This window comes from Rhodobacter sp. P2_H5, assembly GCF_056403335.1.
In genome coordinates this window covers 146,571-165,277 of the sequence record NZ_JBFUFS010000006.1, presented here as the reverse complement: position 1 = coordinate 165,277, position 18,707 = coordinate 146,571, and the positions used below count along the sequence as shown (strand labels likewise).

Sequence of the window (18,707 nt, the reverse complement as noted above, 5' to 3'; positions counted from 1 at the left end):
GGTGTCATGAGGTCCAACGGTGCTGAAATTGCAAAAGCCGCAAATGGCTGTCGCCCAAGCCTTCCACCTTTCGCGCCGCCTCTGCAAGCCGGGCGCGGCAGAAATTATCCTGCCTCAGGCCGGGTTTGCAGGTGCACCACGGCGCCGCCCGCTAGGGCCGCATCCTGCGGGTCATGCGTGACCAGAAGCGCCGGGATGGCCCGGTCACGCACCAGGGCAAAGATGAAGGCGCGGATCTCGTCGCGCAGGGCCACGTCCAGCCGCGAGAAGGGCTCGTCCAGCAGCAGGGCCAGGGGCTCGGCCAGCAGGGTCCGCATCAGGGCCGCCCGCGCCTTTTGCCCGCCCGACAGGGTGGCGGGGTCGCGGGCGTACATGCCGGACAGTCCGGCCTGATCCAGCGCCGCCTCGACCGCGGCGCGGCGCGGGGCGCGGCCTTTCACCCGCTGCGGCAGGCCGAAGGCGAGGTTATCGCCCACCGACAGATGCGGGAACAGAAGCGCGTCCTGAAACAGCACGCCGATCCGCCGCGCCTCGGCCGGAAGGCGGGTCATGTCGGCGCCATCCAGCAAGATCTTGCCCGACAGGTGGAAACCATGCGCCAGATGGCCGCCGATCCCGTCCAGCAGCGTCGATTTGCCGATGCCCGAGGGGCCCATGACGGTGGCGACCTCTCCGGGGGCGACATGCAGGGTCAGAGGCGCAAACAGCGCCTCGCCCGCGGTGGTGCGGATGCAAAGCGCCTCCAGATCCAGGCTCATGGCACGGGCCCTCCCAGGAGGTCGCGGCGGTGGCGGTGCAGAAGGGCGGGCAGCAGGAAGGCCAGCAGATAGGCCGCCAGCGGCACGGCGGCCTGCAGGCTGGCATAGACCCCGGTCACCCGGCGGTCGGAGCCGGAGGAAAGCGTCACCGCCTCGGTCGTCAGCGTCGCGATCCGCCCCGCTCCGGCGAACAGCGTCGGCAGGTACTGCGCCACCGAAACCGCGATGCCGATGGCCGCCGCCGTCAAAAGCGGGCGCAAAAGGATCGGCAACTTGACCGCGACCAGCCTGCGCCACGGCCCCGCCCCCAGCGCCGCGGCCGCAGCCACCAGCCGGGGGTCCAGCGCGCGCCAGGGGTCCGACAGCGCGATCATCACATAGGGAAAAACGAAAAGCGCCTGCGCCCAGACCACCGCCACCATGCCGCCCGACACGCCCAGATGCAGGAAGACCACGTTCAGCCCGTAAAGAAACCCGATCTGCGGGATCAGCAGCGGCAGGTAAATCAGCGCCTCGGCCCAGGGGGCGCGCACGCGGTCCTCGCCCTCCAGCCAAGCCACGGCCAGCGCCAGCGACAGGCCGGTGGTCAGGCCCGCCAGCGTCAGGGTGTGGGACAGCGCGAGGCTCCAATCGCCGGAATGGCGGGTCCAGGCGGCCAGCGACCAGCTCTCCGGCAAAAGTTGCGGAAAGGACCAGCGCCACGCCAGGCTCCAGACCCCAAGCGCCAGCATCGCCACGGAACCCAGCGCCAGCAGGGCCACCACCGCAGCGCTCGCCGCCCGAAGCCCCGGCTCCGCAGAAAGCCCGCGACCGCCACGCCGCAGCCACCACAGGCCGATGTGCCGCACCAGCCCCTCGCCGCCCCAGAACAGGCCGATCGCCGCCAGCACCAGCGCCGCCTGCAGCAAGGCCCCGGCCGAGGCTGGCAGGATCATCGCGAGGTCCGCCGCCCCGTACCAGCGCATCACCGCGACCGACAGCGTCGGCGGGTTCGATGGCCCGAGGATCAGCGCCATGTCCACCGTCGACAGCGCATAGGCCAGCACCACCCAGACCGGCAGCCGGATCAGGGGCCAGACCTGCGGCATGATCACCTTGATCCAGACCAGCCCGCGCCCATAGCCAAGCGCCCGCCCCGCCGCCATCTGCCGCCCGACCGCGATCTGCGACAGGGCCGACAGGATCACCAGCAAAAGGAAGGGCACCTCCTTGACCATCAGCCCCAGCATCAGCGCGAGACCCCAGCCGTCGTTGACCGTGGCGAGATCCGGCGGCTGGCTCCACCCCGCAACCCCGGCCAAAGCCCGGGCGATCCAGCCCGAGGGTGCCAGCACAAAGGCCAGCCCCACCGCCATCGCCGCATGGGGCACCGCCAGAAACGGCGCCAGAAGCCGCTCACCCGCGGCCAGACGCATCCGCCCATGAAGCGCCGCACAAAAGCCGGTGGCCAGCAGCAAGGACAACAGCGTCGCCCCCAGCCCGGTGACCAGGGTCAACCGCAGACTGGTGGAAAAGCCGGGCAAGGCCGCCAATTGCCGCCAAGGCGCCAGGGACAGATCATGCAGCCCCAGCGCCGGCAGGATGCCAAAGGCCGCCCGTCCGGTCTGCCAAAGGCCAAGGCCGATGGGCGCGATCAGCCCAAGAGCCACCACGCCCAGCACGACCCCTCTGAGCAGCCGGCGCCCTTCGGTCATTTCGTGGTTCGCTTGGCCCATTCCGCGGTCAACCGGGTCATCCAGCTGGCATGCGGCTCCAGCAGCGTCGGGCCCAGATCAGCGGCCGTCGGCAAGGCGGGCGATTGCGGCAGGGCCGCGAAAGCCGCCTGCCCCGCCGCATCGAGCTTGGTGGGGTCCAGCACCGAGAAGGAGCCCAGCACCTCTATATTCTGCATCCGCGCCTGAGTTTCCGGCGCCAGCAGGAAATTCGCCACAACTTCCGCCCCGGCGCTATGGGCGGCGTTGAAGGGGATGGCCACAAAGCTGACATTGCCGATCGATCCCGCCTCGGGCACGAAAACCCGCGCCGTTTCGAGCAAAAGCCCCTGCCCGATGGCGGCGGCGGTCGAGGCCGGGTCGAAGGACATCGCGATATCAACCTCGCCATCGTTCAACAGCTGTTGCTGGATGGATTCGTTCTCCGGGAAGGTCTTGCCCTCATGCCAGAGGTTGGGGCGCAAAGCGTCATACCAGGCCCAGAGCGGGGCGGTCTGGGTCGCAAATTCCGCCTCCGTCACCGGCTTTTGCAGGGCACTCGGGTCAGGCGCCAGCTCGATCAGCGCCTGTTTCAGGAAGGTCGCCCCCATGAAGTTCGACGGTTGCGGATGGGTCAGCCGCCCCGGATGCGCCTTGGCCCATGCGCCCAGGGCAACCATGCTGCGCGGCGGAAGGGCCAAGCGGGCGCTGTCATAGCTGAAGACGAATTTCGCCAGCCGCCAGGGGCTTTCCATCCCCTCCACCGGCACGGTGAAATCAACCGAGGCCGGGGCTGCGGGCGACAGGTCGAGGTATTTCGCATTGGGCAAGTCGGCCACAAAAGGCCCATGCAGCAGGCCCTGCTCTTTCATCGCAAGGAAATTCGGCCCGTTGATCCAGATCAGGTCGACGCTGCCGCCCTGCACCTGCCCCGCCGCCTTTTCCGACAGGACCCGCGTCACCGCCTCGGCCGTGTCGCTCAGCTTGACCTGGGTCACCTTGACGCCAAACTGCGCTTCAGTCTGCGTGCTCACCCAGGCAATAAAGGCATTGGTCCGCTCATCCCCGCCCCAGGCGTTGAAATAGACGGTCTGGCCGCGCGCCTCGGCCAGCGTCTGCGGCCAGTCGGCTAAGGCGGGGCTGGCAAGGCCAAGGGTCAGGGCGGCGACGAGGGAAAGCTTCATGAAAACTCCGGATCGGTCAGGGCGGCGCGCCCTATTCTGAAAAACTCCGCCAGCCCTGGTGCCAGCGCAGAAGCGTGGTGACGGCGCAGGCCGCGGCATAAAGATAGGCCAGAAGCGGAAAGCTGCCAGGAAAAAGGCATATCGCCATGAAAAACGCAATTGTCTCAAAGCCTTCGGTCAGGCCACCCAGGTAGTGGATCCCCTTGGTGGGAAAAGCCGCCGCCTTCTGCCCGCGCTGCGCGGCCACGCTGGCGAAGGCCAGAAAGGACGACCCGGTGCCGACGAAAGAGGTGATCAGCACCGCCGCCGCCAAGGCATTGGCGCCAGGGTCCGCCAGTGCAAAACCCAAGGGAAACAGCGCGTAAAAGGCGAAATCGAGCGCGATGTCTAGAAAGGCCCCGCGATCGCTCGCCCCCGTCAGCCGCGCCACCGCGCCATCCAGCCCATCCGCCAGCCGGTTCGCCAAAAGAAGCGCCAGCGCCAGCCCGTAAAGCTGCAGGGCCAGCGCCGGCACCGCCAGCACCCCCAGCGCAAACCCCGCCAGCGAGATCTGATCCGCCGCCACCCCACGCGCCACCAGCCCTCGGGCCAGGGGCGCCAGAAGCCGGGCTTGCAGCGGTGCGAGGATTGCGTCGATCATCAGCCTCTCCTTTGCGGCCAGCCTTGGCCATGGCGCCGTGCCGGGTCAACCGGCAATCCGCAGGAGGCAGCCCTCGTGGGGATTGCCCTTGTGGGGAAAGCCCTTGTGGCGGCGCGCGGAAGACCCGATCCTTGGCCAAAGCACCGCGCCAGCGCGGTCCGGAGACAAGGGCGGAAGAGATGACGGATATTCTGGTCGAGATCGCGGCGGATGTGGCTTTGGTCACGCTCAACCGTCCGCAGCAGCGCAACGCGTTGACCTTGGCGATGTGGCGGGGCCTCGCCACGATCTTCGCCGATCTGGGGCGCGATCCGGGGGTCAAGGCGATTGTCCTGACCGGGGCCGGGGCAGATTTCACCGCCGGGGCCGATATTGCCGAGTTCGGCCAGATCCGCGACGACGCCGATCAGGCCCGCGCCTATGAGGCGGCGGTTGACGCGGGCTGCGACGCCATCGCCGCCTGCCCCAAGCCGGTGATCGCGGCTTGCAAGGGCTATACCCTGGGCGGCGGCATGCATGTCGCCATGGCCGCCGACTTCCGTCTGGCACCCGAGGATGGCCAGTTCGGTATCCCGGCGGCGCGACTCTCGATCGTTTATGGCGAGGGTGGGACGCGCAAACTGCTGGCCCTGGTCGGCCTTACCGCAGCCAAGCGCATCCTCTACACCGGCGACCGCTTTCCCGCTGCCGAAGCTTTGCGGATCGGCCTGTTAGACCGCATCGCCGCGGACCCTCAGGCGGCAGCTTTGGAGATGGCGCGCGGCCTTGCCGCCACCTCGGCCCCGCTGACCATCGCGGGGGCGAAATATATCCTGAACGGACAGGCCTTTGGCAGCTTTGATCCCGACGTAGCAGAGGCGCTCGCCGCCGCCGCGGCCTCAAGCGAGGACTACCGCGAGGGCCGCGCCGCCTTTGCCGCCAAACGCGCCCCGGTGTTTCGCGGGCGTTGAGGCATTCAGCCCTGCGGCAGGTTTGACCCTGCCGCAGGCGTGGCTCAGAGATCGGGTGAGATCTTGAACTGGCGGAGCTTGTAGACCGTGCCGGGACGCGGTTTCGGGGTGGCGTTCAGCTCGCGCATCCGGCGTTTGAAGGAATGGATCGGCGTGGCGCGGTCGTCGATGCGGACCTCGACCACCGAGGGGCCGTCATGCGCGAAAGCGCGGTCGAGGGCCGGGCCGATCTCGTCCGGCTTGTCGCAGTAGATGCCGAGCAGGCCAAGGCCCGCGGCGGCGGCGGCATAGCCCGGCGTCGAGGTCTGGCTTTCGAGGTTGGCCGACTGGACATTGCCGAAGTAGATCTCCTGCCAAAGCTGGATCCAGCCGAGTTTTCCGTTGTTGATCACGACGTTGACCACGCGCTGGTTGTACTGCGCCATCGTCGCAAGCTCGCCGATCGTATAGGAAAACGCGCCGTCGCCTGCCACGGTGACGATGCGCGCCTCGGGCCTTGTGGCGGCTGCGCCGATGGCGCCGGGCACGGCATAGCCCAAGCCCCCCTGGCCCCGCGCGAAGAGGAATTGGCGTTCGGATTTCTTCGCCGGGATATAACCGGAGATCCAGCCGGCGGAGAAAGACGCGTCGGAAACCACCACATCCGTATCCCCCAACCGCGCCGCGATCTCGCGCATCACGCGGGGCGGCAGGACGGGGATCTGCTCCGAGGCCATTTCGATCGCCTTCGCCGCATCTCCCTCGGCCTTGACCGCGGCAATCCGCGCGTCCCAGTCGGGGCGGGTGCCAGTCAGACTGTCGCCCAGAGCGGCGTTCAGGCTGCGCAGGATTTCGCGCACGTCGCCGAACAGCGGCACGGTCGGGCGGAAGGTGCGGCCATGCTCCATCGGGTCGCAGTCGATGGTGATCGTGGCCTGGGTTGCCTTCGGCAGGGTCCAGTTCATCCCGGTGTTCTGGCTGACCTTCGATCCGCACCAGATGATCAGGTCGGCCTCCTGAATGAGTTCAATCGCAGCCCAGGAGCCGAGCGGATTGAGGACCCCCGCCGCATAGGCGCGGGTTTCGGGGACCGAGCCCTTGCCGGACAGGCTTGTGACCACCAGCCCGCCGAGCCGGTCGGCGAAGGCCGTGGCCTCAACCGCCGCGACCGAGCCATGGACGCCGCCGCCATAGACGATGGCAGGGCGCTTGGCCTTCCTGATCAATGCGACCGCGCGTTCGATATCCTCGTTGGGGGCGGTGGAGCGGACGAAGGGGATTTGCTTCGCGCGGTCGTCGATGACGATGGGCAGGGCCTCTTCGTCCCATTCGGCGTCGAAAATGTCATGCGGGATGATCAGCGCCACCGGGCCGGGGCGGGGTGAGGTGGCGATGCGGAAGGCGGCGCGGATCAGGTCGGGGAGGGCCGCGACGGAAGGCACCAGAAAGGCCTCCTTCGAGCAGGTCTTGAAGAAGGCGAGCTGGTCGAAGCCCCGGCTCGCAATGCCTTTTTCCTTCAGGGACAGCCAATCCAGCGGCAGTTCCCCCACAATCGCGATCATCGGGATCGAGGCGTTCAAGGCCTCCAGAAACCCGGCAGGCAGCAGGTTAGCCCCCGGCCCCACGGTCACGTCGCAGACCCCGGGCTTGCCGGTCAGCCGCGCATAGGCATCCGCCGCATAGGCCGCGTTGCGCTCGTCCCGCATCAGGATATGCTTGATCCGGTCATTGCGCCGCGAGATCCCGTCGTGCAGCGCCGTCGTCTGCCCGCCTGGCATCCCGAACACCAGTTCGACACCGTATTGCGCAAGCATCTCAGATACGAGATCACCGATATGGGCCATGGTCTTTCCTTTCATGAAACAAGTCGAAGCCGTGCCGCAAACCGGGTCTGCGGCGGCATGGGGGCCGAAGCCTGGGGGAAGCCGGGTCAGCCTTGCGGGCTGGCCCTGGTGCGGGCGGCCATGCGGTGCATCAGCGGGCTGAGGGCGGCATGGGTTTCGAGATAGAATTCAAAGACCTCGCCATAGGCGGCATGTCTTGCGGCGTCAGGCTGCACCGTGCGGTGATGGCGGACCATCCGGGCAGCGGCCTCGGGCAGCGAAGAAAAGCAGCCCGCGCCGACCGCCGCCACGATGGCCGAACCCAGCGCCGTTGCCTCGGAAACCTCGGGCACATGGATCGGCAGGCCCGCGACATCGGCATGCATCTGCAGCCAGAAGGGGGTGCGGACCGCTCCACCCGCCACGGTCATCGACTGGACGCCGACGCCATGGTCAGTCAGCCGCTTCAGGATATTGGCGGTGCCATAGGTCACCGATTCCATGAAGGCGCGCAGCATATGGGCCGGGGAGTGTTTCAGCGTCAGGCCCCAGATCGCCCCCTGCAGGTCGTAGTCGATATAAGGATTGCGGTTGCCCTGCCAGAAATCGAGCGCGACCAGACCGTCGGCGCCCAGCGGCACCGCCTCCGCCTCGCGCATGATGCGGCTGTAGTCGTCATCACCGCCCTGCACCGCGATATTGTCGCGCCACCAGCGGATGACCGAGCCGCTGGAGACCTGGCCGCCCTCCATCACGAAAAGCCCGGGCACGACGCAATCGGGATGCGGGCCGAAGATGCCCTCGATCTGCGCCGCACTGTCGGTCATCGGCAGCACAAGATGCGACGATCCGGTGATGAAGGCGGTCTCGCCCGCCCGCAGGGTGTTGAGGCCAACCATCGCCACATAGGCGTCGGTGCCGCCGCAGACGACGATTGTCTTGCGGGTCAGACCCAAAGCCTCGGCCGCCTCGGCGGTCAGGGGGCCGATAGGGGCACCGAGGGGAAGCATGGTGGCAGGAAAGCGGGCGGTGATCCCGGCCAGACCCACCTCTGCCAGAAGCGCCTCGGGCCAGCCGCCCTTGCGCGGATCATAAAACCAGCGGTTGATCGTGTGGTTCAGGCCCAGCGTCAACTCGCCCGACAGGCGAAGCGCCATGTAATCGGTCATCTCGACGAACCAGCTTGTGGCGTCGAAGAGGGCGGGCTCGTTTTCCTTGAACCAAAGGATCTTCGGCAGCATGAATTCCGCACTGACCCCGCCTTTCGAGCGGCCAAGCGCCGGGTCCTTGCTGCAGCCGATCCGCCGCGCTTGCGGTGAAGCGCGGTTGTCCATCCAGAGGATTGCCGGGGCCACGGGCCGCAGATCGGCGCCCAGGGCCACGAAGGTGCTGGAGGTGCCATCGGCGCAGATCGCCAGCACGTCCTCGGGCTTCACGGCACCTTGCTGCAGGGCGCGGCGCACCGCCTCGGTGCCGGCTTGCCACCAGTCTTGCGGGGACTGCGTGGCCCAGCCGGGGCGGGGGTAAAGCGTGGGATATTCGACGCTGGCGACCGCGATCACCTTGCCCTTCAGGTCGCTGATCAGCGCCCGCGCGCCGCCGGTGCCGCAATCGAGGCCGATCACGACCGGTATTTTGGAACCTTTCATCGCCCTCACCTTGCCCGGCCAGCGCCAAGACGGCGGTTGGCGGTGGTCGCCACGATCAGGCCCAGGGCCAGCAGCACGCCCTGGATGATCTGGCGCTGATAATCCGGCAGGCCAAGCAGGGCCGCGCCGCTGAAGAGAACGCCGATGAACAGGGTGGCCGTGACGGTGCCAAGGATATTCGGCTTGCCGACATGGATCATCATGCCGCCCAGAAGCACCACGGTCAGCCCGTTGATCAGGTAAGGCCCGCCGATCATCGGCTGCCCGGATTCGAGGTTCGCCGCCAGCAAAAGCCCCGCGACCGAGGCGCTCGCCCCCGACAGCACGAACAGCGTCAGCACCAGCCGCCGCACCGGCACGCCGACCGCCTGCACCGCCGCCTCGTTCTGGGCGATGGCATAGATGTAGCGGCCAAGCGCCAGCTTCTCCTGCATGTACCAGCCCAAGGCGCAGAGGATCAGGACCGCGAAGATCACCACCGGCACCGGGCCGACCGTCGCATGCAACACCGTGCCGAGGAAGCCCGTGTCGGTGATCCGGATCACTGTCCCCTTGCCCAGCGCCGCCGCAGCCGAGGCGCAGATGCCCGCCGTCGCAATCGTCACGATCAGCGCGGGCAGCCGCAGATAGCAGACCAGCCAGCCATTGATCAGCCCGGTCAGCACGCCAACGCCCAGGCCCGCCGCCACGCCAACCCCCATGCCGTAGCCATGCGACAGGCTCCAGGCGAAGGTCATGTTGGCCAGGGCCGCGATTTGCATGAAGCTGACGTCGATCTTGCCCGCCGCCATCACCCAGGTCAGGCCCAGCACCATCACCACCATGATCGAAAAACTGCGCAGCACCGTGTTGATGTTGCCGGGGTCCAGAAGCTGCGGGCTGATGTTCCAGATCCCCGCGATCAGGAGGACCAGCACCCCCAGAAGCCAGCCGTTCATCACCATCCGGGCCAGACCGCCCTGCGCCAAGGGGCGCGCGCCTTCAAGGCTTTGCATCGTCATTGTCCTTCCCCCCGTGCCAGCATGATCCGCCACCCGCGCCACCCGTCGCGCACCGCATCGCTGAACAGGAGAACCCCCATCAGCAGGATCAGGCTGACCACCCCGTCGCTGTAGTAATAGGGCACCCCCAAGAGCGAGAACCCGTCGAGCAGCATGGTGATCAGGAAGATCCCGGCCAGCGAGGCGAGGACCGAGGTTCCCCCCATCAAGGCCGCGCCCAGGAACACCCCGGCATAGGCGGGCATCATCAGGTTGGCGCCCTTGTTGGTCTCGGCATTGCCGGATTCCGCCAGGATCAGCGTCACCGCCAGCACCGCGCAAATGCCGCAGATCACGAAGGCCAGCGTCGTATAGCGCCCGACATTGACGCCGGAATAATAGGCCGAAACCGGGTTCTCTCCCGCTGCGTAAAACGCCGTGCCGGAGCGCGTCCGGTGCATGACGAACCACGCCACCGCATAGGCCGCGAGCAGGAACCAGAGCGAAGCGCCGAAGCCGAGGAACCTTGCATCATTCAGCCGGATGATCCCGCTGGTGAAGAAGTTCTGAAAGATCGACCGCCCGCCGGTATAAAGAAACGCCATGCCAGAGACGATCGAGCCTGTCGCAATCGTCGTCACGATATCCGGCAGGCCAAAGCGGCTGACCGCGATGCCGTTGACGAGGCCAATGCCGCCCCCCACGATCAGCCCGGCCAGAACCGCCGTCCACAAGGGAAACCCCGCCGCGATCACCGCCCCCATCGACATGGCCGAGAAAGAGGCGACACCGGCCAGCGACAGATCGAACCGCCGCACGATGACGACGAAGGTCAGGCCCAGCGCGGCAAGCCCATTCGCCGCCATGTGCCGGGTGATGCCCGCGAAATTCGCCTGGCTGAGGAAGCGCGGCTCTGCCACCGCAAAGGCGCCGCCGATCAGCAGGACCAGCAAAACAAAGGCCAGAAACCGCCCGGCCCCCTTGGGCAAGGTTGAAACGCGGGTCATTTCGGGGCTCCTCCCAGGATTCCGGCCATCAGGAGTTCGTCGCGGGAATAGGCGGCCATCGGCGCGGGCACCTGGCGGCCCTTGTAAAGCGCGATGGAGCGGTCGGCGATGCCATGCACCTCGTCGCAATCCGAGGACATCACGATCACCGCTGCAGTCTGCGCCAGTTCGCGGATCAACGCGTAGATCTTGGCCCGGGCGCCGATATCGACGCCGATGGTCGGCTCGACGAAGATGTAAACCTTGGCCTCGGCATAAAGCCCCTTGGCCAGTACGATCTTTTGCTGATTTCCGCCGGAATAGCCACTGGCGGGCAGGTCAATGACAGGAGGATGCAAGGCCACCCGCCGCGTCAGTTCCCCCGCATCGCGGCGGATGCGGCGACGCTGCAGCATCCAGCGACCAGAAGTGGCGCGGCCCAGATTGGCGAGCGGCACGTTGAAGATGGCATCGCGCGACAGGGTCAGCCCTTCGGACCGCCGGTCGCCGGGCACCAGAAACAACCCGGCCTTCAAGGCTGCAGCCGGTGATTTCGGGCGCACCTCCCGCCCTTCCAACTGCATCCGGCCAGCCGAGACCGGCTCAGCCCCGAAAAGCGCCTTGGAAAGCTCATCCAGACCCGAGCCGACCAGCCCGAAAATCCCGAGGATCTCGCCCCGCCGCAGGTCGAAATTCACACCCTGAAAGGCGCGGCCGGCGGCAAGGCCCTGGGCTTCAAAGACCACCGGGCCTATGGGCGCGGCCTCTGCCTTCGGGGGAAAGACCCCGCCCAACGCCTCGCCCAGCATCATGGTGGCGAGGGACACGCCCTCGCGCCGTGCCTGTGCTGCACTCATCCGCGCCACGGTGCGCCCGCCACGAAAGACCGAGAATGTGTCGGCGATTTCAAACACTTCCTCCAGGTGGTGGGTGATGTAGATGATCGAAATCCCCTGCGCCCGCAGCACGTTCATCATCGCGAAGAGATCGGCGCGCTCGACCTCGGTCAGTGTCGAGGTCGGCTCGTCCAGGATCAGCACGCGGATGTTGTCCGAGGCCAAAGCCTGCAGAATCGCCACCGCCTCGCGCTGGACCGGAGACATCCGGGCGAGGGGTTGCGACAGGTCGATGTCGATCGGAAAGCGCTTGAGCAGCGCCGCCGCCCGCGCCTCCAAAGAAGCGCGGTCGATCCGGCCGAAAAGACCGCCGCCCTTGGTCTCGCGGCCAAGGAAGATATTGTCAAAGCCGGTCATGTCGCCGACCAGCTCGGGGTGTTGCTGCACGGTGGCGACGCCGGCGCGGATGGCGTCTTCGGGCTTTCGGAAATGCACCTCCTGGCCCGCCACGGTGATCGTGCCACCATCCTTCTGGAAGATGCCCGACAGGATCTTGATGAAGGTCGATTTGCCGGCGCCATTGATGCCGAGCAAAGCGTGGATCTCACCGGGCATCAGGGTGAAATCGACCTGTTCCAGCGCGACAACGGGGCCGAAGCGCTTGGCGATGCCGGTGGCCGTCAGGGTTGCAGCTTCCATCGGAAAGACTTTCTCATGCCGCTGAAGAAGGGGTGGGCCACGGGCAGCGCGCCCATGGCCCGTGAAGCAAGGCGCTCAGACGGCGCGGACCCAGCCCAGCCTTTGCGCATGGCCCGGCACGTCGAAATCGTCGGGGATCGAGTCCTTCAGCATGTCCTGCGTGACGGCATAGGTCGGCGTCACCACCAGACGCGGGGTGTTGCGACCGGCCAGTTTCTCATGGGCGTAGAAGACATCCAGGAAGGCCATCTCGTAGAAGCTCTGCGCCATCGACAGTTTCAGGGGAGAGTTGCCGGCGATGTAGTTGAAGGCCTGCGAACCGCCGTCGATGCCGGTGATGATCAGGTCGTTGCGCCCTGCGGCCCCGGCGGCCAGGGTCCCCTCGACCGCGGCGCCATCCCAGGCGCACCAGATCGCGTTGATGTCGGGGTTGGAGGTGAGGATATTGTCGACCGCCTGACGCGGCGTGACATTGCCGGCCAAAGCGAATGCCCATTCGGCAACGATCTTCACATCGGGATACTGCTTCAGCGTCCATTCCATCCCGAGCGTCCGCTGATCCCAGCTTTCGTTCTGCGGCAGCATGACCCGGGCGATCTTGCCCCTGCCGTTCAAGGCCTTGCAGATGAACTCGCAGGAATATTGGCCCATGCCAAAGTTGTTCGACATGGCGGTGGTGTTGACCAGCACGCCGGGAATGGCGCTGTCGCCACAGAAGACCGGGATACCAGCGGCCACGGCGCGCTGCACGGCGGGGGCAATGGCCACGGCATCGGCCGGGGTGATGAACAAAGCGTCGGGTTTGGTGGCGACAAGCGAGTCGATCTGGTCGGATTGCACCCTGGCGTCAAAGCCCGCGTCGGTGGTGGTCAGCGTGCCGCCCAGTTCCTTGACCGCAGCGGCGAAGCCGTCCTGCAGGTGACGCCCGGAATCATAGGTCGTCCAGCCGAGCGAGGCCGCGAACTTGCGGTCTGCCGCTTGCGCCAGCACGGCCTTGGGCCAGCTCGCCATGGTGGCCGTCGCTGCCGCCACGGCGGCCGAGGTCATGAACATCCGCCGGTTCATCGAACCTTGGGTGGTGTTTTCCGTCATCTCGCACTCCTCCTCTTTGTGCCTTCAGCCGCCTGTGGCGCACCCTTGGCACTGGTTAAGACCACCCTCCCAGATGGCCCCTATGCGCCGGACGCCGCCCCTTGCGGGGCGATCCTCCCGAGAACCGGCACAAGGCTTTGCCAGGCCTCATAGGCGCTGGTGTAACTGTCGGCATGGGCGGGATGCGGGCGCACCACCCCCCGGAGTTTCGGCGCCCGCAGCACGGTTTCGGGGCGCGCGTTGTTGGCGGCGACCATGGCGAGCCTTGCGGCGCCAAAGGCCGCGCCAAGCTCGCTCGCCTCGGGCAGATCCAGATCGGCGTCCAGAACCGAGGCGATGATCGACAGCCACAGCACGGACTGCGACCCGCCGCCCAAGGCCACCAGCCGGTCAAGCCTTGTGCCTGCGGCGCGGAAAGCATCGGCGCTGTCGCGCAGGGCAAAGGCCACGCCCTGCAACACGGCCTGCGTCATCGCGGCATCGTCGTGCTGATGCGCGAGGCCAAAGAAGCCTCCCCTGATCTGCGGGTCGAAACGTGGCGACCAGCAGCCATCGAGATAGGGCACGAAGAGAAGGTCCGTCGCCGGGCGCGGCTCGCTGCCAAGCTCGGTCACGAGGTCGCGGGCCGAGCGTTTCAGCCGCGCCGCCAGCCAGTTCAGCGTCGATGTCGCCGACAGGACCACCGACATCTGGTGCCACATCCCCGGCACGGCATGGCACAGCGTCTCGACCGAGATGCCGCGCGTCGGGCGCGGGGTATCAGAGGCCACGAACAAGACACCCGAGGTGCCGAGCGAGACCGTCCCCGCGCCATCGCCCACCGCCCCCACACCGCAGGCGCCGCAGGCATTGTCGCCTCCGCCACCGGCAAAGACCGGTTGCGCGGCCATGCCCCAACGCGCCGCCAGATCGGCGCGCAGGCGCCCTGTCGGCTCGGTGCCATCGAACAATTCCGGCATCTGGCTGCGCTGCATGCCGGTGGCGGCCAGCAAAGCGTCCGACCAGTCGCGCCGCGCCACATCCATCCAGTAGGTGCCGCTGGAATCCGCCCGGTCCGAGGCCTTGTCGCCGGTCATCAAGAGGCGGATGTAATCCTTGGGGAGAAGGACACTGCGGACTTGCGCGAAAACCTCGGGCTCGTGCCGCGCCAGCCAGGCAAGTTTGACCGCCGTCACGCCCGGGGTGGCGGAACGGCCCGCCAGCGCCTCGCCCTCGGGCAGGGAGGCGGCCAGATCGGCGCATTCGCGGGCGGTGCGCATGTCGTTCCACAGGATCGCCGGGCGGAGCGGCCTGTCCTCGCCGTCCAGCACGGTCGCGCCATACATCTGCCCCGAAAGCCCGATGCCACGCACCGCCGACAGGGCCCGGCCATGCCGCGCCTTCAGCCCGTCCATCGCCTCGCAGACCCCCGCCCACCACAGTGCCGGGTCCTGTTCGGACCAGCTGGGATGCGCCCGCGTCACCGCCAGCGGGCGAGAGGCATATTCACCGACCAGGTATTGGTTGTCGTCGATCAACAGGGCTTTCACGCCCGAGGTTCCAAGGTCCAGTCCCAGATACATCGATTTCCTCCCCGAAATCCGGCCCCTCCCAAGGCCGTTTGTGTTTCTGTGCAGTCTGTCGTGCGGTCTCCGGTCGTGTGGTGTCTTACTGCGCGGCCAGAGCTGCGCTGCTTTCGGTCTTCGCGGTCAGATAGGCGTCGATCGCAGCAGCGTCGGCCGGGCTGAGGACAAGGCCCAGCTTGCTGCGGCGGAACAGGATGTCCTCGGCACGGCGCACCCATTCCTCGCGGCAGAGGTAGTCAATTTCCCGTGCGGTCAGGCCGCCGCCGAATTCGTGCCCCAGATCGGCGCGCCTGGTGGCATTGCCGAGGATGCGACGCGCCCGGGTGCCGTATTGCCGGATCAGCCGATGCGCCTCGTCTCGGGTCAGGAAGCCGTAGGACTTGATCAGGCCATTGACCTGCATGTTCAGATCCTGCGGCTGGAACTCGCCACCCGGCAGGGGATGGCGACCGGTCCAGCCCTTGGCCTCGCCCTTGGTTCCCGCACCTGCGGGCAGAAGCGGCAGGATCTTGTCCAGCGCGGATTCGGCCAGCCTGCGGTAGGTGGTGATCTTGCCGCCGAAGACCGAAAGCATTGGCGCATTGGCGGTGGTATCGACCTCCAGCACATAATCGCGGGTCGCCTGCTGCGCCTTGGACTGGCCATCGTCATAAAGCGGGCGGACGCCGGAATAGGTCCAGACCACATCCTTCGGCGTCACTGCCTTGCGGAAATAGCCGCTGACGGCTGCGCAGAGGTAGCTGATCTCGGCCTCGGAGGCCGTCACCTTGGCCAGTTCGCCCTTGTAGTCGCGGTCGGTGGTGCCGATCAGGGTGAACTTGCCCTCGTAGGGGATGGTGAAAACGATCCGGCCATCGGGATTCTGGAAGATGAAGCAGCGGTCGTGGTCGTAAAGCTTGGGCACCACGAGATGCGAGCCTTGCACCAGCCGCACCTTGCCCTTGGGCGGGCGACCGACCAGATCATGCGCCACCTGATTGGCCCAGGGGCCGGCGGCATTGACCAGAACCCTTGCCCGCAGGCTGCGTTCCTCGCCCGTCGTCAGGTCCTGCGTCACCACACGCCAGCCGCCGCCCGCCTCGGGCGCAGCACTGATGCAGCGGGTGCCCACGGCAATCTCGGCGCCGCGTTCTTCGGCATCGCGGGCGTTCAGGATTACAAGGCGGTTATCCTCGACCCAGCAATCGGAATATTCATAGCCGAAGTCGATGCCGGCCTTCAGTCCCTGCCCGATGGGCGAGCGGGCGAAGTCCACGCGCGAGGTGCCGGGCAAAAGCTTGCGACCGCCCAGATGGTCGTAAAGAAACAGGCCAAGCCGCAGAAGCCAGGCAGACCGCATCCCCTTGGCATGCGGCAGCACGAAACGCAGCGGGCGGACGATATGCGGGGCGATGCCCCAGAGCACCTCACGCTCGATCAGCGCCTCGCGCACCAGGCGGAATTCGTAGTGCTCCAGGTAGCGCAAGCCGCCATGCAGCAGCTTGGTCGAGGCGGAGGAAGTCGCGCCCCCCAGATCGCCCTGCTCGCAGAGGTAGACCTTCAGCCCGCGCCCCACCGCGTCGCGGGCGATGCCGCAGCCGTTGATGCCGCCGCCGATGATCGCCAGATCGAAGACCTGCTCCCCCATCACCGCGCCCCCACTTGAAGGCTGTGCAGAAGGCGCTCGGCAATCTCGACAAAGCCGGCACCGCCCTTTTGGCTCGCGACAAAGGCGGGGAGGGTGCAGCCGGTGCCTTCGAATTCCTTCACATTGGCGACACCGCAGGAATTGGGGAAGAAGCCGAACATCGGCCCGTCGTTCGGGCTGTCGCCGACAAAGATGATCCTGTCGCGGTCGGCGTCGATATCCAGCCCCAGCACGTCCCTGGCAAAGATCCGGGTCATCGACAGCTTGTCATAGGCGCCGAACCAGCCGTTGACGTGGATCGAGGAAAGCTTGGCAACGGCGCCGGCGTTTTCGAAATGCGCCAGCACCTTGGCCACATCTTCCGCCGACAGCGGCTCGACATCCTCGCAGATATCGATCGCCAGATCCGCCTCGCGGTAGAGCTGGTCCGAGGCGATGCCTGCCCCCGGCACATCGGCGAGGATCTGGGTCCGCAACCCGTCCAGCTTCTGGCGGTTGCTGCGGCGTTCGGCGTCGGTGGCGAAGAACTTCTGCCGCATCTTGCGGGCCTCGCGATCGTAGGAGAAGTAGAAGGCGCCGTTTTCGCCCACGATCCCCGAGACCGGCCAGAAGCGGGCGATCATGTCGCACCAGCCCGCCGGACGCCCGGTGATCGGCACCACGGGCAGGCCGGCTTGCGAGAGCCGTTCCAGCGCGGCATAGGCTTCGGCGGGCAATTGGCCATCGGTGGTCAGCGTGTCGTCGATGTCGGTGAAGACGGCGATACAGCGGGACAGGGCTTCGCTCGAAAGCTCGGACAGCGGGCGCATCACAGGGTTTCCTCGATGAAATCTTCCAGAATCCCCATGTCTGCCGCCAGATCGAGGAACGAATACCGGTCGCGCATCTCGCGGCTATACCGCAGCGCATCGGCGTAAAGGGCGCGGTCAAGGCCGATCTCCTCAGGCGCGGCCCCACCGCCTGCGGCGCGCAGATGGCGGGCGAGGTCTGCCGAAGGGATCATCATCGCCCTCAGGGTCTGGCGCAGTTCGGGCCATTTCAGCGCCAGATCGGCGTTGAACCGGTCGGCCGCTGCCTGATCCATCACCTTGGCGCGGCTGGCTTTCAGACAGGCCTCCACCGCCGCCGCCGGATAGCGGGCGCGGATTTCCGCCTCGTCAAAATGGGTCGGGCCGACACGGGGCGCCTCTTCCATGGCCAGGATCTGCTCTTGCAACCGCGCCATGGTGACCGAGGCGACGCCGACCTGCTGGCCATGCACGGTGCCCGGGTGGCGGTCGCCGGCAAAACTGTCGATCCAGTGCGAGATCTGGTGTTCGCCCATCGAGCCCGGATGGCTCATCTTCGTCACGGCAATGCCAAGACCACCGAGGGTCAGGATGCGGTGCAGATAGCCCACCGCCTCGTGATCCTTGATGCCAAGTCCGGCGGAGCGGGCCAGCATCGCGACCTCATCCGCGTCTTGCAGCACATAGGGCGCGGTCGCGTAATAGGTGCCCAGCATCTGGTGCGAGAAGTACCAGTCGACCTGCGCCGTGGGCCGGCACAGACTGTCGCCAAAGCCCGCCGCGATCAGGTATTGCGGGGCGCGGGCACTCTCGGCCACGTCGAGGAAAACGCCTTTGGCGGCATGGGCGTTCTGGGTGGACTTCAGACCCGAATCCAGCGTGATCGAGGCGGTGGACGAAGTATAGCCGTTCATCGACGGCGCCGTGCCAAAGACCGAATACTGCCGACCGTCGCCAAAGGTCGCGAACTTGCAGAGGTCGTTCAAGGTGCCAGAGCCGACCGCCACCAGCGCCTCGATCCCCCTGGTTTCAGCCTGCAGGGCGCGCACCGTCTGCGCATCGGCATGGGGGTGGTTCAGCACGATCAGCCGCGCTTTCGGGCCGATCTGGGCTGCGACAGCGGCGCCCATCACGTCCACCGTGTTCTCGTCACAGACCACGCCATAGCTTTCGGCGGGCATCGTCCGGGCCAGAAGACCCGCCGCATCCTGGGCCAGCGTGTCGTGGATCACGATGGTCTTGAAGGGCACATCCGCCGGCTTTCCGGTGTCCGGGTCGATCCAGCGGCCTGCAGTGACCTCGTCGATCAGAGCGGTCCAGTCGCGTGTGGACGTGGCGTTTTGCGCCCTTGCCTCGTGGTCCATGCGCTCCTCCCAAAGCTTATCGACTCTCGATGACTGACAAATGTCACTATACGTTGTCATCTGTCAATGACGTTTTTCACAGGCATCTGAATTTTG

Annotated in this window: 15 protein-coding genes; 1 reads left to right on the top strand and 14 read right to left on the bottom strand. The window is 66.7% G+C overall.

Features of this window, described 5'->3' with window-relative positions:
- Positions 1-104: 104 nt before the first annotated feature.
- Genes AC1DVR_RS10380 through AC1DVR_RS10365 form a run of 4 tightly spaced genes read right to left on the bottom strand, consistent with a single transcriptional unit; the run spans position 105 to position 4,273 of the window.
- Positions 105-758 (bottom strand): ATP-binding cassette domain-containing protein, encoded by a 654-nt coding sequence (locus AC1DVR_RS10380; RefSeq protein WP_478000488.1) that lies wholly within the window; start codon positions 756-758, stop codon positions 105-107.
- The gene (locus tag AC1DVR_RS10375) at positions 755-2,452 is read right to left on the bottom strand and encodes an ABC transporter permease (protein ID WP_478000487.1); all 1,698 of its coding nucleotides are present in this window, start codon (positions 2,450-2,452) and stop codon (positions 755-757) included. The genes AC1DVR_RS10380 and AC1DVR_RS10375 overlap by 4 nt, the downstream gene beginning before the upstream one ends.
- Positions 2,449-3,633, bottom strand: a complete 1,185-nt coding sequence (locus AC1DVR_RS10370) for an ABC transporter substrate-binding protein (protein ID WP_478000486.1) — start codon at positions 3,631-3,633, stop codon at positions 2,449-2,451. Before AC1DVR_RS10370 ends, AC1DVR_RS10375 begins: the two co-directional genes overlap by 4 nt.
- Positions 3,634-3,664: 31 nt before the next feature.
- Positions 3,665-4,273, bottom strand: coding sequence for a CDP-alcohol phosphatidyltransferase family protein (locus AC1DVR_RS10365; protein ID WP_478000485.1), 609 nt, complete (start codon positions 4,271-4,273; stop codon positions 3,665-3,667).
- Positions 4,274-4,452: 179 nt separating this feature from the next.
- Between AC1DVR_RS10365 and AC1DVR_RS10360 the strand changes: the two genes are divergently transcribed.
- Positions 4,453-5,223 carry an enoyl-CoA hydratase/isomerase family protein gene (locus tag AC1DVR_RS10360; RefSeq protein ID WP_478000484.1) on the top strand — a complete coding sequence of 257 codons (771 nt, stop codon included), beginning with the start codon at positions 4,453-4,455 and terminating at the stop codon, positions 5,221-5,223.
- Positions 5,224-5,267: 44 nt separating this feature from the next.
- On the opposite strand, the gene AC1DVR_RS10355 is transcribed toward AC1DVR_RS10360, so the two are convergent.
- The 10 genes from AC1DVR_RS10355 to AC1DVR_RS10310 form a co-directional block, all read right to left on the bottom strand.
- Positions 5,268-7,046 carry a thiamine pyrophosphate-binding protein gene (locus AC1DVR_RS10355; protein ID WP_478000483.1) on the bottom strand — a complete coding sequence of 593 codons (1,779 nt, stop codon included), beginning with the start codon at positions 7,044-7,046 and terminating at the stop codon, positions 5,268-5,270.
- 86 nt (positions 7,047-7,132) lie between these two features.
- A complete protein-coding gene (locus AC1DVR_RS10350; protein ID WP_478000482.1) occupies positions 7,133-8,674 on the bottom strand; it encodes an FGGY-family carbohydrate kinase in 1,542 nt (513 codons plus the stop codon).
- A gap of 5 nt (positions 8,675-8,679) precedes the next feature.
- A complete protein-coding gene (locus AC1DVR_RS10345; protein ID WP_478000481.1) occupies positions 8,680-9,669 on the bottom strand; it encodes an ABC transporter permease in 990 nt (329 codons plus the stop codon).
- 2 nt (positions 9,670-9,671) lie between these two features.
- Entirely contained in the window at positions 9,672-10,661 is a 990-nt protein-coding gene (locus AC1DVR_RS10340; protein ID WP_478000480.1) for an ABC transporter permease, read from the bottom strand.
- On the bottom strand, positions 10,658-12,175 hold the full coding sequence (locus tag AC1DVR_RS10335; protein ID WP_478000479.1) for a sugar ABC transporter ATP-binding protein: 1,518 nt from the start codon (positions 12,173-12,175) through the stop codon (positions 10,658-10,660). Before AC1DVR_RS10335 ends, AC1DVR_RS10340 begins: the two co-directional genes overlap by 4 nt.
- 75 nt (positions 12,176-12,250) lie before the next feature.
- Positions 12,251-13,267, bottom strand: coding sequence for a sugar ABC transporter substrate-binding protein (locus AC1DVR_RS10330; RefSeq protein WP_478000478.1), 1,017 nt, complete (start codon positions 13,265-13,267; stop codon positions 12,251-12,253).
- An 80-nt stretch (positions 13,268-13,347) separates the two neighbouring features.
- Entirely contained in the window at positions 13,348-14,829 is a 1,482-nt protein-coding gene (xylB, locus tag AC1DVR_RS10325; RefSeq protein ID WP_478000477.1) for a xylulokinase, read from the bottom strand.
- A gap of 85 nt (positions 14,830-14,914) precedes the next feature.
- Positions 14,915-16,459, bottom strand: a complete 1,545-nt coding sequence (glpD, locus tag AC1DVR_RS10320) for a glycerol-3-phosphate dehydrogenase (protein ID WP_478000476.1) — start codon at positions 16,457-16,459, stop codon at positions 14,915-14,917.
- Positions 16,459-17,268: an HAD-IIB family hydrolase gene (locus tag AC1DVR_RS10315; protein ID WP_478000475.1), complete on the bottom strand. Its 810-nt coding sequence runs from the start codon at positions 17,266-17,268 to the stop codon at positions 16,459-16,461. Before AC1DVR_RS10315 ends, glpD begins: the two co-directional genes overlap by 1 nt.
- Positions 17,268-18,611, bottom strand: a complete 1,344-nt coding sequence (locus AC1DVR_RS10310) for an iron-containing alcohol dehydrogenase (RefSeq protein WP_478000474.1) — start codon at positions 18,609-18,611, stop codon at positions 17,268-17,270. The genes AC1DVR_RS10315 and AC1DVR_RS10310 overlap by 1 nt, the downstream gene beginning before the upstream one ends.
- Positions 18,612-18,707: the final 96 nt, after the last annotated feature.

What these genes read in the sequence shown, in the direction of transcription:
- AC1DVR_RS10380 (WP_478000488.1), bottom strand. Translation starts at nt 758, where the DNA reads ATGAGCCTGGATCTGGAGGCGCTTTGCATCCGCACCACCGCGGGCGAG.
- AC1DVR_RS10375 (WP_478000487.1), bottom strand. Translation starts at nt 2,452, where the DNA reads ATGACCGAAGGGCGCCGGCTGCTCAGAGGGGTCGTGCTGGGCGTGGTG.
- AC1DVR_RS10370 (WP_478000486.1), bottom strand. Translation starts at nt 3,633, where the DNA reads ATGAAGCTTTCCCTCGTCGCCGCCCTGACCCTTGGCCTTGCCAGCCCC.
- AC1DVR_RS10365 (WP_478000485.1), bottom strand. Translation starts at nt 4,273, where the DNA reads ATGATCGACGCAATCCTCGCACCGCTGCAAGCCCGGCTTCTGGCGCCC.
- AC1DVR_RS10360 (WP_478000484.1), top strand. Translation starts at nt 4,453, where the DNA reads ATGACGGATATTCTGGTCGAGATCGCGGCGGATGTGGCTTTGGTCACG.
- AC1DVR_RS10355 (WP_478000483.1), bottom strand. Translation starts at nt 7,046, where the DNA reads ATGGCCCATATCGGTGATCTCGTATCTGAGATGCTTGCGCAATACGGT.
- AC1DVR_RS10350 (WP_478000482.1), bottom strand. Translation starts at nt 8,674, where the DNA reads ATGAAAGGTTCCAAAATACCGGTCGTGATCGGCCTCGATTGCGGCACC.
- AC1DVR_RS10345 (WP_478000481.1), bottom strand. Translation starts at nt 9,669, where the DNA reads ATGCAAAGCCTTGAAGGCGCGCGCCCCTTGGCGCAGGGCGGTCTGGCC.
- AC1DVR_RS10340 (WP_478000480.1), bottom strand. Translation starts at nt 10,661, where the DNA reads ATGACCCGCGTTTCAACCTTGCCCAAGGGGGCCGGGCGGTTTCTGGCC.
- AC1DVR_RS10335 (WP_478000479.1), bottom strand. Translation starts at nt 12,175, where the DNA reads ATGGAAGCTGCAACCCTGACGGCCACCGGCATCGCCAAGCGCTTCGGC.
- AC1DVR_RS10330 (WP_478000478.1), bottom strand. Translation starts at nt 13,267, where the DNA reads ATGACGGAAAACACCACCCAAGGTTCGATGAACCGGCGGATGTTCATG.
- xylB (WP_478000477.1), bottom strand. Translation starts at nt 14,829, where the DNA reads ATGTATCTGGGACTGGACCTTGGAACCTCGGGCGTGAAAGCCCTGTTG.
- glpD (WP_478000476.1), bottom strand. Translation starts at nt 16,459, where the DNA reads ATGGGGGAGCAGGTCTTCGATCTGGCGATCATCGGCGGCGGCATCAAC.
- AC1DVR_RS10315 (WP_478000475.1), bottom strand. Translation starts at nt 17,268, where the DNA reads ATGCGCCCGCTGTCCGAGCTTTCGAGCGAAGCCCTGTCCCGCTGTATC.
- AC1DVR_RS10310 (WP_478000474.1), bottom strand. Translation starts at nt 18,611, where the DNA reads ATGGACCACGAGGCAAGGGCGCAAAACGCCACGTCCACACGCGACTGG.